Annotated in this window: 11 protein-coding genes; 5 read left to right on the top strand and 6 right to left on the bottom strand. The window is 67.7% G+C overall.

Annotated elements, in window-relative coordinates:
- Positions 1–125: 125 nt before the first annotated feature.
- The 4 genes from pyrC to ASD94_RS20130 all read left to right on the top strand — a co-directional run bounded on the left by pyrC (position 126) and on the right by ASD94_RS20130 (position 4794).
- On the top strand, positions 126–1166 hold the full coding sequence (gene pyrC, locus ASD94_RS20145) for a dihydroorotase (protein WP_056646826.1): 1041 nt from the start codon (positions 126–128) through the stop codon (positions 1164–1166).
- Positions 1151–1924, top strand: a complete 774-nt coding sequence (locus ASD94_RS20140) for a DUF3025 domain-containing protein (RefSeq protein WP_056646823.1) — start codon at positions 1151–1153, stop codon at positions 1922–1924. The genes pyrC and ASD94_RS20140 overlap by 16 nt, the downstream gene beginning before the upstream one ends.
- A gap of 183 nt (positions 1925–2107) precedes the next feature.
- Complete coding sequence (gene htpX, locus ASD94_RS20135; RefSeq protein ID WP_056646820.1) at positions 2108–2986, top strand: protease HtpX; 879 nt, start codon at positions 2108–2110, stop codon at positions 2984–2986.
- A gap of 224 nt (positions 2987–3210) precedes the next feature.
- Positions 3211–4794, top strand: a complete 1584-nt coding sequence (locus ASD94_RS20130; protein ID WP_056646817.1) for a methyl-accepting chemotaxis protein — start codon at positions 3211–3213, stop codon at positions 4792–4794.
- A gap of 9 nt (positions 4795–4803) precedes the next feature.
- Here the strand turns inward: ASD94_RS20130 and ASD94_RS20125 are convergent, their stop codons facing one another.
- The gene (locus tag ASD94_RS20125) at positions 4804–6324 is read right to left on the bottom strand and encodes a DASS family sodium-coupled anion symporter (RefSeq protein WP_056647630.1); all 1521 of its coding nucleotides are present in this window, start codon (positions 6322–6324) and stop codon (positions 4804–4806) included.
- Between the two features lie 173 nt (positions 6325–6497).
- Positions 6498–7565, bottom strand: coding sequence for a GlxA family transcriptional regulator (locus ASD94_RS20120; protein ID WP_056647627.1), 1068 nt, complete (start codon positions 7563–7565; stop codon positions 6498–6500).
- Positions 7566–7688: 123 nt separating this feature from the next.
- Between ASD94_RS20120 and ASD94_RS20115 the strand changes: the two genes are divergently transcribed.
- A complete protein-coding gene (locus ASD94_RS20115; protein ID WP_056646815.1) occupies positions 7689–9032 on the top strand; it encodes an amidohydrolase in 1344 nt (447 codons plus the stop codon).
- A 34-nt stretch (positions 9033–9066) separates the two neighbouring features.
- Here ASD94_RS20115 and ASD94_RS20110 read toward each other — a convergent pair whose 3' ends face one another.
- The 4 genes from ASD94_RS20110 to ASD94_RS20095 form a co-directional block, all read right to left on the bottom strand.
- Positions 9067–10785: an NAD(P)/FAD-dependent oxidoreductase gene (locus ASD94_RS20110; RefSeq protein WP_056646812.1), complete on the bottom strand. Its 1719-nt coding sequence runs from the start codon at positions 10783–10785 to the stop codon at positions 9067–9069.
- 201 nt (positions 10786–10986) lie between these two features.
- Positions 10987–12042: a lysylphosphatidylglycerol synthase domain-containing protein gene (locus tag ASD94_RS20105; RefSeq protein WP_056646809.1), complete on the bottom strand. Its 1056-nt coding sequence runs from the start codon at positions 12040–12042 to the stop codon at positions 10987–10989.
- A 17-nt stretch (positions 12043–12059) separates the two neighbouring features.
- A complete protein-coding gene (clsB, locus tag ASD94_RS20100) occupies positions 12060–13298 on the bottom strand; it encodes a cardiolipin synthase ClsB (RefSeq protein WP_056646806.1) in 1239 nt (412 codons plus the stop codon).
- Complete coding sequence (locus ASD94_RS20095; protein WP_056646803.1) at positions 13295–14068, bottom strand: endonuclease/exonuclease/phosphatase family protein; 774 nt, start codon at positions 14066–14068, stop codon at positions 13295–13297. Before ASD94_RS20095 ends, clsB begins: the two co-directional genes overlap by 4 nt.
- Positions 14069–14129 lie beyond the last annotated feature (61 nt).

Raw genomic sequence — 14129 nt, 5'->3', positions numbered from 1 at the left:
TCCACCTGTCCGTAGCGCACCTGCTTTGAGTCATTGTGTGCGGTAGCGCTACGGCCATATGCCTTGCAAGCTATGAAAATGAGAGTGTTTGGGCGCCTCGTGCCCACAATGGGACAATCACGCCCATGACTGCAGCCCCCCAAACCCTCACCATCACCCGCCCCGACGACTGGCACCTGCATGTGCGCGACGGCGAGCCTCTGCACACCGTCGTGCCGCACACCGCCGCCCAGTTCGGCCGCGCGATCATCATGCCCAACCTGCGCCCACCGGTCACCACGGCCGAGCAGGCCCTGGCGTACAAGCAGCGCATCCTGGCCGCTGTGCCCGCTGGCATGAGCTTCGAGCCGCTGATGACGCTGTACCTGACGGACAACCTGCCACCCGAAGAAATCGCGCGTGCCAAGGCCGCCGGCGTGGTGGCCTGCAAGCTCTACCCTGCAGGGGCCACCACCAACAGCGACGCGGGCGTGACCGACATCCGCAAGACCTATATAACGCTCGAAGCGATGCAGAAGGCCGGCATGCTGCTGCTGGTGCATGGCGAGGTCACCAGCAGCGACATCGACCTGTTCGATCGCGAGGCCGTGTTCATCGAGCAGCAGCTCATCCCGCTGCGCCGCGACTTCCCCGAGCTGAAGATCGTCTTCGAGCACATCACCACCAAGGACGCCGCCGACTACGTGATGCAGGCCGACCGCTACACGGCAGCCACCATCACCGCGCACCATCTGCTGTACAACCGCAACGCCATCTTCATCGGCGGCGTGCGGCCCCACTACTACTGCCTGCCCGTGCTCAAGCGCGAAACGCACCGCGTGGCGCTGGTGCAGGCCGCCACCAGCGGCAGCAGCAAGTTCTTTCTGGGCACCGACAGCGCACCGCACCCGGCGCACCTCAAGGAACATGCCACCGGCTGCGCGGGCTGCTACACCGCCCACGCCGCCATCGAGATGTATGCCGAGGCATTCGACAACGCCGGTGCGCTCGACCAACTCGAAGGCTTTGCCAGCTTCCACGGCCCGGACTTCTACAGCCTGCCGCGCAACACCGGCACCATCACGCTGCGCCGCGAGTCGTGGACGCCACCCGACAGCTTTGCGTTTGGCGAGGCCGAACTCAAGCCCCTGCGCGCCGGTGAAGCCCTGCCGTGGCGGCTGGTGTAAGTCAGCCTTTCGACGCCATCGACTGGAGCGCTCCCTGGCTGGCGCCGTGGCGCGCCCAGGGCCAACCCCTGGCCCAGCAGCTGCTGCAGGATGACCCATCGGTGCACCAGGCATTGCGGACCGCCGCGTCGCAGGCTGCCCCGGTGGTCTTTGTGCCCCAGTCCGACCTGCCCGAAGGCACCGCCTACGAGCAATACATCTGGGACACCCGCCGCGTGCCCACGCGCGACAACCTGCACGACTTCTTCAACGGCCTGGTCTGGCTGCAGTTTCCGCACACCAAGCGGCGCCTGAACCAGCTGCAGGCCCAGGCCATTGCGGCCGATGGCGTGCAGGCCGTGCGTGGCCCACTGCGCGATGCCCTCACGGTGTTCGATGAAAACGGCGCACTGCTGCAGGCGCCTGATGCCCTGTGGGATGCGCTCCGGGCGCGGGACTGGCAACGCCTGTTCATCGACCTGCGCCCGCTGTGGGCCGAGGCCCGGTTGGTGCTGTTCGGGCATGCACTGCTGGAAAAGCTGGTTTTTCCACGAAAACCCATGGTGGCGCACGTATTTCATGCGCCGGTAGCTATGAATTCAATAGCGGATGTGGATGGCTGGCTGGCCGATCAGGTAGAAGCCTCTGCGTGGTCCACCAAGCCCTTCACGCCGCTGCCGGTGCTGGGCGTGCCCGGCTGGTGGCCTGCCAACGAGGCGCCGGGCTTCTATGACGATGCGCAGGTGTTCCGGCCCTTGCGCGCAGCGCCTGTGCCGTAATTCCCGCCAAGCCTTGTGTGATAAGGCCCTGGCCGGGGTTTGCACCTACCATAGCGCGATGCAATCGCGGCCATGGGGTGGGTGTCTTTGCCACCCAGGGTGGCGGCGCTTGAAGCGCGGCCCCCGGCCCCCATCTGAGCCAGCAAACACTCGTTGTTGTTTACCCCACGGAGAAACCATTCCATGAAGCGGATCCTTTTGTTTGTGATGACCAACCTGGCCGTCGTTGTCGTGCTGGGGGTGGTGGCCAGCCTGCTGGGCGTCAACCGCTACCTCACGGCCAACGGCCTGAACCTGGGCGCGCTGCTGGGCTTCGCGCTCATCATGGGCTTTGGCGGCGCCATCATCTCGCTGCTCATCAGCAAGCCCATGGCCAAGTGGACCTCGGGCGTGCGCGTGATCGACGGCTCCGGTTCGCCCGACGAGCGCTGGATCGTCGAGACGGTGCGCAAGTTTGCCGACCAGGCCCAGATCGGCATGCCCGAAGTCGGCATCTTTGAAGGTGACCCGAATGCCTTTGCCACAGGCGCGTTCAAGAACTCCGCCCTGGTGGCCGTGTCCACCGGCCTGCTGCAGGGCATGACCCGTGACGAGGTCGAGGCCGTGATCGGCCACGAGGTGGCCCACATCGCCAACGGCGACATGGTGACCATGACGCTGATCCAGGGCGTGATGAACACCTTCGTGGTGTTCCTGTCGCGCGTCATCGGCTACGCGGTGGACAGCTTCCTGCGCAAGAACGACGAGAACAGCTCGGGCCCCGGCATCGGCTACTACGTCACCACCATCGTGCTCGACATCGTGCTGGGCTTTGTGGCCGCCATGATCGTGGCCTGGTTCAGCCGCCAGCGCGAGTTCCGCGCCGATGCAGGCGCCGCCCAACTGATGGGGCGCCGCCAGCCCATGATCAACGCCCTGGCCCGCCTGGGCGGCATGCACCCGGCTGAGCTGCCCAAGAGCATGGCCGCCATGGGCATTGCTGGTGGCATTGGCAAGCTGTTCAGCACCCACCCACCCATCGAAGAGCGCATTGCTGCGCTGCAAAACGCACAGCAGCAATAACCCAAACCGCTGCAGGCGCTGCGCCTGATCGGCCCGGAGGCCGCCACAGTCTTGTACTGTGGCGGCCTTTGTTTTTTGCGTCCGTGCTGTTGCTTTGCCGCTCCTGCGATGGGGGGCATCTTGTGGGGCGGATCAAGGACTTGTAACCTTTTGTCTAGACCACGCAGGCGGCTGCCGAGGCGGACCCCATTGCGTTGCCCCTTTCATCTTCACGAGGGCCTCCCATGTCCATCTCCCACGCACGTGTTGCTGTCCGCCTGGCCCTGGCCTTTGGTGTGGTCTGCCTCGTCATGTCCCTGTCGGCGGCGGTGGGTATCTGGCGGCTGGCCGGGCTGCAGGACATTGCGGACGACCTGGGGGGCGCATCGTCCGAGCGCGCGCTGCTGGCGCGCGAGCTGCATGCCATCGTGGTGCTCAGCTCCGCCCGTGCCGAAACGCTGCTGGAGATCGACAACAACCCCGCCTATGCGGCGCGCATCGACGCCGACCGCAAGACCACCTCGGCCCGCTCGTCCGAAGTGCGCAAGCGCCTGGACGAGCTGGCCGCAGACCCGGAATCGCAGGCCTTGTTCGACGCCATTGACAAGGCCGGCAACGGCTTCCGCACGGTGCGGGACGATCTGGTGAAGCGCCGCAAGGCGGGCGAGGCCTTGCCGCCCGACGCCATTGCCAACCAGCTGCGCCCTGCGGCCGACGCCTACGCCGCTGCCGTGGACAAGCTGGCCGACTACCAGCGCCAGCGCGTGGCCGAGGCGCGTGCCGCCGCGGCCCGCAGCGAAAGCCAGGGTATCACACTGCTGGCGGCGGGCTCGGTGGTGGGCTTGCTGCTGAGCCTGGCCTGTGCCTGGCTGCTGTCGCGCTCCATCCTGCACCCGTTGGCGCATGCGTCCGAAGTGACCGACCGCATTGCCGAAGGCGACCTCACCTCCCCCGTGCCTGCGCCGCAGGCGGGCAACCGCGACGAACTGCAGGCCCTGCTGGCGCGCCTGGGCGGCATGCAGGCCAGGTTGGCCGAGCTGGTGGTGGGCATGCGCCAGGCCAGCACCTCGGTGGCCGGTGCCAGCAGCGAGATTGCAGCGGGCAACAGCGACCTGTCGGCCCGCACCGAGCAGACGGCCTCCAACCTCGAAGAGATCGCCGCCAGCATGGAAGAACTGCTGGCCACCGTGCGCCACAGCGCCGACGCCGCTGCGCAGGCCAGCACCCTGGCCGCTGGTGCCAGCAGCGTCGCCCAGCGCGGGCGCGAGGCGGTGGACCGTGTGGTGGGCACCATGGACGGCATCGCCCTGTCGTCGCGCCGCATAGCGGACATCACCAGCGTGATCGATGGCATTGCCTTCCAGACCAATATCCTGGCGCTGAACGCTGCCGTGGAGGCGGCCCGTGCGGGCGAGCAGGGACGGGGCTTTGCGGTGGTGGCCAGCGAAGTGCGCAGCCTGGCCCAGCGCTCGGCCACGGCGGCCAAGGAGATCGGGGGCCTGATCAGCGACAGCGTGCGGCAGGTGGACGAGGGCGCCCAGCTGGTCCACGCCGCTGGTGGCACCATGGGCGAGATCGTCCAGTCCGTGCAGCAGGTCGCCACCATCATTGGCGAGATCAGCACCGCCGCCCGCGAACAGACCACCGGCCTCAGCCAGGTGAGCGAGGCGGTCTCGCAGCTCGACCAGATGACGCAGCAGAATGCCGCGCTGGTCGAGGAGTCGTCCGCCGCTGCGCAAGGCCTGCGCGTGCAGGCGCAGCAACTGGCCGAGCTGGTGGAGGCCTTCCGCCTGCCTGCAGCCGCTGGGGGCCAGAAGGCGCTGCGGTAAGCCTGCCGGTCAGGTGCGGGTCACCATCAGCCCCAGCCAAGGCCAGTAGGTCAGCGCAAAGACCACCAGCAGGACCACCCCGGTCAGCGTGATCACGATGCCGGTGCGCACGAAGTCGTGCGCGTCAAAGGTGTCGGTGCCGTAGGCGATCATGTTCTGCGGCGCATTCACCGGCAGGATGAAACCAAAGCTCACCACGAACTGCAGGATCATCGTCATGCCCACCACATTGATGCCGGGCGTCTGCACGGTGGACAACACGCTGATGACGATGGGAATCATGGTGGACGCCAGCGCCGTGGCGCTGGCAAAGCCCAGGTGAATGACGATCAGGAACGCTGACAGCAGCATCAGGATGGCAAAGGCCGACGCCATCTGCAGGCCCAGGTGGCCCACGATAAGCTGGGCCAGCCAGCCCGCTGCCTTGGTCTGCAGCAGCGCAGAGCCCACGCTGATGCCCACCGCAAACAGCACCACCGTGCCCCACGGGAACCCCTTTTGCGACTGCTTCCAGTCCATCACGCCCACGCGCGGAAACAGCATCAGCGCCACGGCGGCAATGGTGGTGGAGGTGGTGTCAAAGTCGTGCAGCACCTTCTCGGTGGACCAGAACCCCAGCAGCACCAGCACCACGGCCAGCAGCTTCCACTGGTTCAGCGTCATCGGGCCCAGTTCGGCCAGCTGCTCCCGAATGGTCTCCTGCCCGCCCGCAATTTCCTTCATCTCGGGCTTCATCATGCGCGTCATGATGAAGAACAGTGCCACCGTCATCAGGGCTGCAAACGGGGCGGCCGCTACAAACCATTCCCCCCAGGTGATCTCGGCGCCCAGCTGTTTTTCGATGAACCCGATGGCCACCATGTTCTGCGCGGCGGCGGTCTTGACGCCCACGTTCCAGATGCTGGCTGTCTGCGCCGTGGTGATGACCAGCAGCGCGGCAAAGCGGCTCTTGCGGTCTACCTTGAAGGCGAGCACGAAGCCCATCATGATCGGCATCAGGCAGGCTACGCGCGCCGTGGTGCTGGGCACGATGAACGACAGCAGAAAGCCCACCACCATGGCACCGATCACGATGTGGTGGGTCTGGGCGCCGACCTTGGACAGCACCGTGAGCGCGATGCGCCGGTCCAGCCCCGTAGCGGTCATGGCCGACGCAATGAAACACGCGGCAGCGACCAGCGCCACGGCACTGTTGGCAAAGCCCGAGAGCGCGAGGTTCAGCGCCGCGCCCGTGCCCATGTCTGCGCCATCGGGTTTGGCCACGCTGGGTGCATAGGCCAGCAAGAACACCATCAGTGCGGCGATCACCACCGCGCTCACCGAGTATTCGAGCGCCTCGGTCATCCAGACGATCACCGCGAACGCGAGGATGGCCAGCATGGTCTGCCCCGCCACCGGCAACCCGGCCGGGGTGGGCAAGGCCAGCACCGCCAGCAGCGCCACCAGGGCGCCGAGCAGGCCGAGCCGTTTGGCGAGGCTCGCCGATGCGGGGGCGGAGGCCGGGGATGTGGTCGGTGCGGCAGTGAACATGGGGTGGCTCCGGTGGGGGCGCACTGGGCGCGAATCCTTGCGCAGCGCGTGCGGATGCATGGCCGGCCCAAGGGCTTCCAGTGTTGCGCGCTGTCCGCTGCGGGTGTTGATTCAGGTCAAGGAGGGACGGTGGTGGAGCCGCGTTCGCAGCGGGGCAGAGAGGCTGCTGCGTCTCAAGCCCCCACATCCACCCGCCAGCGCCTGCGGGGCGCGCGCAAGGCGTGGCGCTTGCGGTACTCCCCCGGTGCCATGCCGGTGTGGCGCACAAAGATGCGGCGGAACGCAGCCGGGTCGGCATAGCCGCAGGCCACCGCAATGCTGGGCACGCTCTCCAGCGTCACCTCCAGCAGCACCTTGGCGCGTGCGCAGCGCAGGCTGTGCAGGTGGTCCAGCGGCGACTGCGACAGCTCCTGCTGGAAGTGCCGCAGCAAGGTGCGCGGGCTCACCGCCGCCGCCTCGGCCAGTCGGGCCAGCGAGTAGGGCTCGTCCAGATGGGTCTCCATCCAGGCCATGGCGCGGGCCAGGGTGCTGTCGCGTGTGGCGGGGATGTGCTGCTGCGCGTTGGCCTGCAGCGCAGCTTGGGCGCGTTCGTGGTCGGGCCGCAGCACGCTGGCGCAGGTCTGGGCCAGCGCATCGCCCAGTGCATGGCGCACCAGGGCAACGGCCATTTCACCCAGGCTGTGGGGCAGCGCGCAGCTGAGCCAGGAGCCGTCATCGCTCAGGTCGTGGCCGGCGTCCAGCACCACCTCGGGAAAGTCCCGCTCAAACCCGGCCAGGTAGAACCACGGCAGGCAGCCGCGGCGGCCCTGCAGGCGCCCGCTCTGCGCCGCCAGCCAGGCACCATTGCCCACGGTAAGCACCTTGTGCCCGGCATCCAGCGCAATGCCGATCTGGCGCGAGAGGGCCCTGTGGCGCGCCGCCACATCGCGGATGGCCGGGATGTCGGCTGCGTGGAACGAAGGGATGAACCAGGCCAGCGCGGGGCCGTCGGCCAGTGCCGCCGCAGGCTGCGTGTAGGCCGCCAGCGGGCCCGGCTGGTGCTGCAGGGGCCGGCCCTGGGCATCCAGCAGCCGCCAAGTCAAACGGGGCGAGCCGGCTCCTCCCCGCAAGCCGGCCAGCAGATTGGCGCTGCGCAAGAGGTCGATGAACTGCAGTGCGTTGCCCACCGCCGATTCGGGCAGCAGCGGGATGTCGATGCGAAAAACCGGTGCCGTCGCAGACAGGACAGAAGAACGGGGCATGGCGATATTGGCTTTGTGGATGGCCATTTTCACTTGCCTACAGCGTGGGGTGGGCCCGTAGCATGAACGTGCGGTTTTTTGCTGCGTTCCTTTTTGTTTTCACTTCCTGCACGGATCTGCCTCATGCACAAACCCCTCTCTGCCATCTCGCTGGCCACCGGCCTGCTTCTCAGCGGGCTGACGTTCGCATCGTCCGCCCAGGCCCAGGCCCTGGATGCCACCGGCCTGCAGGCCATCGACGCCGCCGTGACGGCCGTGGCGCCCAAGATGGTCAACTGGCGCCGCGACATCCATGCCCACCCCGAACTCTCGGGCCAGGAGGTGCGCACCGCTAAGCTCGTGGCCGAGCACCTGAAGAAGCTGGGCATGGAGGTGCAGACCGGCGTGGGCGGCACCGGCGTGGTGGGCACGCTCAAGGGCGGCCTGCCTGGCAAGGTGGTGGCCCTGCGCGCCGACATGGACGCGCTGCCGGTGCTGGAGAACACCGGCCTGCCATTTGCCAGTAAGGCCAAGGCCAACTACCTGGGCAAGGAAGTGCCCGTGATGCACGCCTGCGGCCATGACGCCCACACCGCCATGCTGATGGGCGCGGCTGAGGTGCTGGCGGGCATGAAGGCCCAGCTGCCCGGCACGGTGAAATTCATCTTCCAGCCCGCCGAAGAGGGTGCGCCGGTGGAGCCCGATGCCAATGGCAAGGTGCCCAGCTTCGGCGCCAAGGCCATGATCGAAGCCGGTGCGCTCAAGGACGTGCAGGCCATCTACGGCCTGCACATCACCTCCAACCTGCCTGGTGGCGTGGTGGGCTACCGCAGCGGCCCGCTGATGGCCGGGTCGGACAACATCACCATCCATGTGGAAGGGCGCGGCGGCCATGGCTCGTCGCCCTGGGCCACCATCGACCCCATCGTGGCCGCCAGCCAGGTGGTGATGGGCCTGCAGACCGTGGTGAGCCGCCAGCTCAACATCAGCCAGGAGCCCGCCGTGGTCACCATCGGCCAGATCCAGGGCGGCACGCGCTACAACATCATCCCCGACAAGGTGGAAATGATGGGCACGCTGCGCACGTTTGACGAAGACATGCGCCAGGAAGCGCTCAAGCGCATCACCACCACGGCCGAGTCGATTGCTGCTGCCAGCGGCGCCAAGGCCAGCGTGCGTTTTGGCCCCGTGGCCTACCCCGTGACCACCAACCCCGCGCCGCTCACGCAGGCCTCGCTGCCCGCGCTGAATCTGGCCATGGGCGGCAAGACCATGGTGATCCCCAAGGTCGCAGGGTCGGAGGACTTCTCGGAGTTCCAGAAGGTCGTGCCCGGCTTCTTCTACTTCCTGGGCGCGCCGCCCAAGGGCAAGGAATTTGCCAAGGCTCCGCCCAACCACTCTGCGCTGTTCGACATCGACGAAGACCAGCTGCCCGTGGGTGCGCGCTCGCTGGCGGCGCTGGCCGTGGACTTTTTGCAGCGCAAGTAAGCGGTGCCACTGGCCTGCACCGCCCGGGGGCAGGTCAGCCCGCTGCGCCCAGCAGGCTGCGGGCGACGGCCTCGCCCACCTTGATGCCATCCACGCCGGCCGACAGAATGCCGCCCGCGTAGCTTGCGCCTTCACCCGCCGGGTACAGGCCGGGCGTGTTCAGGCTTTGCAAGTTGTCGCCACGGCCAATCTTGAGCGGCGACGAGGTGCGTGTCTCCACGCCCGTGAGCACCGCATCGTGCATGTCAAAGCCCTTGATCTTGCGGCCGAACACGGGCAGTGCCTCGCGCAGCGCCTCGATGGCGTAGCCGGGCAGGGCGGCGTGCAGGTCGCCCAGGGCCACGCCGGGCTTGTACGACGGCTCCACATCGCCCAGCTGGGTAGAGGGCTTGCCGGCGATGAAATCGCCCACCAGCTGGCCTGGCGCGCTGTAGTCGCGCCCGCCCAGCACAAAGGCGTTGGATTCGAGCTGGCGCTGCAGCACGCTGCCCGCCAGCGGGTGGAACTGCCCTGCGGGCAGGCTTTCCGCGCCGTAGGTCTGGCCCAGATGCATCTCAAAAGCTGCGGGGTCGGTGGGGTAGTCGCGTGGATCGATGCCCACCACCATGCCCGCGTTGGCGTTGCGTTCGTTGCGCGAGTACTGGCTCATGCCGTTGGTCACCACGCGGTTCGGCTCGCTGGTGGCGGCCACCACGGTGCCGCCGGGGCACATGCAAAAGCTGTACACCGCACGGCCATTGGCGGCGTGGTGCACCAGCTTGTAGTCGGCCGCGCCCAGCAGCGGGTGGCCCGCGTGGCGGCCCCAGCGCGCGCGGTCGATCACGCCCTGCGGGTGCTCGATGCGAAAGCCAATGGAAAACGGCTTGGCCTCCATGGCCACGCCGCGCTGGTACAGCATGGCAAAGGTGTCGCGCGAGCTGTGGCCCAGCGCCATCACCACATGGTCGGCGCGCAGCTCGGTGGTCTCGCCCGTGGCCTGGTTCAGCACCTTCAGGCCGCGCAGGTGGCGCGCGTCGCCTGTGCCTTCCACGATGACGTCCGTCACGCGCTGTTCAAAGCGCACCTCGCCGCCCAGCGCAATGATCTGTTCGCGCAAGCTCTCCACCACCTTCACCAGTTTGAAAGTGCCGATGTGCGGGTGGGCCACGTACAGGATTTCTTCGGGCGCACCGGCCTTGACGAACTCGTTCATCACCTTGCGGCCCAGGTGGCGCGGGTCCTTGATCTGGCTGTAGAGCTTGCCGTCGCTGAACGTGCCAGCGCCGCCTTCGCCAAACTGCACATTGCTTTCGGCATGCAGCTCGCGCTTGCGCCACAGGCCCCAGGTGTCTTTGGTGCGCTCGCGCACGGTTTTACCGCGCTCCAGCACGATGGGCTTGAAGCCCATTTGTGCCAGCACCAGCGCCGCAAAAATGCCGCAGGGCCCAAAGCCCACCACCACGGGGCGCAGGGGCAGTTCGGCAGGCGCCTGGCCCACGGGGTGCCAGGCCATGTCGGGCGTGGGTTGGATGTGCGGGTTGCCCGCAAACTTTGCCAGCAGGGCGGCTTCGCGCTCAGGCTGGGCCAGCGTCACGTCCACGATGTACACCGCCAGCAGGTCGGCCTTGCGCGCGTCAAAGCTGCGCTTGAAGACGTGCAGGTGCGCAATGTCGGCGTCGGCCAGGCCCAGAATTTGGGCGGCAGCGGCGCGCAGGGGCGCCTCGGGGGCTTCGGCAGCGGTGAACGGCAGCCGGATTTCGGAGAGTCGGATCATGGTCTTGCGGGCCCGTGTCGATCGGGCGAAAAGCAATGGCGTGGGGCCGGGATGATACGGGGTCTGCGCAGCGGGCGGAACCCCGCCGGCCTGCGCGACTGGGGTGCGGGAGGCGCTGGCTATATAAAAATGATAGCAATCAAGGCATGTTGCACTAGCGCTTCCGGCGGTTTTGGCTGAATTTTTGTTGTCAGGACGTGTTTAGGCGTCCTGGGCAGGCCGCTGGCGCCATCGCAGCTCGGCCGCACCCAGTGCCACGGCCGCCAGCAGCAGCGGCCCAAAGTAGTACAGCGCCCGGTAGGCGAGCAGTGCCGCCAGCACCTGTTCCTGCCCCAATGCGTCGGTGGCCAGCAGCGCCACACCCACGGCCTCCAGCACGCCCAGGCCTGCAGGCACGCGCAGCACCAACCCAGCCACGGCCCCCAGCAGCACGGTGGCCAGTGCGGCGGGGTAGGGCATCTGGTGTTGCAGCACCGTCCACAGTGCGGCGCCCATCAGCATCCAGTTGGTGGCCGATGCCGCGATTTGCCACAGCGCCACCGGCCAGCGCGGCAGCGGAAAAGCGTGGCCCCGCAGCGTGAGCGCGCGGCCCCTGCGCACCGCGCACAGTGCCAGGTACGCCAGCGGCAAGCTGCCCAGCACCGTGCCGCCCAGGTGCCACTGCCAGGGCGCTACCGTCCACCCGGCCATCGCAGGCGGCTGCCACAGCCAGGCCAGCACCCCGGCCAGCAGCAGGTAGCCGACCCAGTTGGTCACGATGCTGGTGCCCACCACCTGGCCGATGGTGCCGGGGTCCACGCCGCGCCGGTCGTACAGCCGGTAGCGCACGCCCACGCCCCCGATCAGTGAGCCCAGGTTGAGCGTGAACGGGTAGCTCGTCATGGCAATGGCCAGGGTGGTACCGCGCGCCAGCCGGTGGCCGCTGCAATGGCGCCCCACCCAGTCAAAGCTGCCGTAGGTGAAGTGGCTCAGCAGTGCCAGCGCGCCGCCCAGGGCCAGTGCGGTGGCGGGCAGGTCGCGCAGGGCCTGCAGCACGGCCGGCCAGTCCACCGTGCGCGCCTGCCGAAAGATCAGCGTGGCCACCACCGCAAAGAAGGCGACGGCAACCCCCCGCGTGAGCCAGGGCCACCAGGCCTGCTGCGGCCAGTGGCGCCAGCCACGGGTGCTGTAGCGGTCGCTGCGCTTGCGGGAGGGCGCGTGCAGGGCATCGGTGGCGCCGCCCGTCTGGGAGTCCGCGTGCAGCGTGGGGGTGGCCATGGTGTGCGCCTGCCAGCTCAGGTGGCGGGGCTGCCTGCGGGCGCTGCCGCACCCGCCCCCGGGTTGGCGAGCGTGATCGTGGGTTCGTGCCGGGGCAGCCAGCCCGCCCACGCGGGGAACCAGCGCATCAGATGGAACACGGCGTAGCTGCGCAGCAGGCGCAGGCCGTTCCAGCGCCCTGGCGCGGTGGCTTCCACCTGCTTGCAGCTGTGCTCCATCAGGTGCGACAGGCGGCGGTGCAGGTGGGCGTTGAAGGCCCGGTCCTGGATGATGACGTTGGCCTCCAGGTTCAGCGACAGGCTCAGCGGGTCGAGGTTGCTGGAGCCTACGGTGGACCAGTCCTCGTCCACCAGTGCCACCTTGCCGTGCAGCGGGCGGTCGCAGTATTCGTACACCCGCACCCCTGCGCGCTGCAGGTGGTCGTAAAGCAGGCTGGCCGCCGTCTTCACGATGGGCATGTCCGGTTGGCCTTGCAGGATGATGCGCACATCCACCCCGCGCTGGGCGGCGCGCCGCATCTCGCGGATGAGCCGGTAGCCGGGGAAGAAGTAGGCGTTGGCAATCACCACCCGGCTGCGCGCTGAGCGCAGGGCCACCCGGTAGTGGCGCTCGATGTCGTTGGTGTGCTGCTGGTTGTCGCGCGTCACGAACATGGCATGGGCTGTGCCCACATGCGGGCGCCCGGTGATGCCTGCGGCCTGGTGGCGCTTGCGCTCCTGGCGGCTGAGCACGGCCTCGCGGGTGAAGTGGTGCATCTGCGCCACGATGGGGCCGCGCACCTGCACGGCGTAGTCCTGCTTGGCCTCAGGGCCAAAGTCGGCCACATGGTCGGCCGAGTAGTTGATGCCGCCGATGAACCCCAGGTGCCCGTCCACCACCACGATCTTGCGGTGCATGCGGCGCAGCATGTTGAGGCGCTGGCCCAGTAAACGGCGGCCCGGGTCAAAGATGCGAAAGTGCACGCCCGCCTCCACCAGGCTGCCGACAAACTGGTCCGACAGGTCGGGCGAGCCAAAGCCGTCCACCAGCACATGCACGTCCACGCCGCGCCGCGCGGCCCCCAGGAGCGCGGCATGCAGTTGCTGGCCGATCTTGTCCTCGAACAGGATGAAGGTCTCCAGCATCACCTCGCGCCGGGCGTCGGCGATGGCCTGGAACACGCGCGGAAAGAATGCCTCGCCGTTTTCGAGCAACTCGAAGTGGTTGCCCGGAACCCAGCGGGACGAGCGGGGCGGACGAAAAGTGGGGCGCTTCATAGCAGGATCTCCGCCGCCAGGGGCGCATGGTCCGAGAGCTTGTCCCAGGGCTTTTTGGGCAAAGCCAGCGGCGAGTGCACGGCCGCGTTGCGCACGTAGATGCGGTCCAGCGCCAGCAGCGGCATCGACGCTGGAAACGTGCGCACCGCTCGACCAAAGGCCTGTACGAACACCTCCTGCAAGCCTGCCTCGTGCTGCAGCACCCGGTGGGCGCGGTGGCGCCAGTCGTTGAAGTCGCCCGCCAGCACCACCGGCTCGTGCGACGGAAAGCTGTTGACCAGATCGCACACACGGCGCAGCTGGTGCTGCCGGTGCGACTCTTGCAGGCCCAGGTGCACACACACCGCGTGCACCGGCAGATGGTGCCCGGGGGGCTGCAGCACAGAGTGCAGCATGCCGCGCCGTTCGGGCCCGCTGACCGAGATGTCGTGGTTCTCGTAATGCGTGATCGGAAACTTGGACAGCAGCGCGTTGCCGTGGTCGCCGTTGTCATACACCGCGTTGCGCCCGTAGGCGTACTGCGACCAGATGCTGTCGGCCAGAAACTCGTAGTGCGGGACCTGCGGAAAGTTGGCCAGCCGGCTGGCGTGCCGGTGGTGCGTGCCCAGCACTTCTTGCAAGAACACCAAATCCGCCGCCACATCGCGCACGGCCTCGCGCAGCTCATGCAGCATGAAGCGCCGGTTGAAGGTGGTGAAACCCTTGTGCACGTTCACGGTGAGCACCTTGAACGCAATAGGCTGGGAGTCTGTCGCGGAGGTCGTGGCCATGGGCAGTTGCAATCGTTGGAAGGGGCTCCGGCGAAATCACCGCAAGGGTGCGGCCGGGGCG

Origin of the sequence: Acidovorax sp. Root70, assembly GCF_001428225.1 — a bacterium.
Classification (GTDB): Bacteria; Pseudomonadota; Gammaproteobacteria; order Burkholderiales; family Burkholderiaceae_C; genus Acidovorax.
This window is presented reverse-complemented; position numbering and strand designations above follow the sequence as displayed.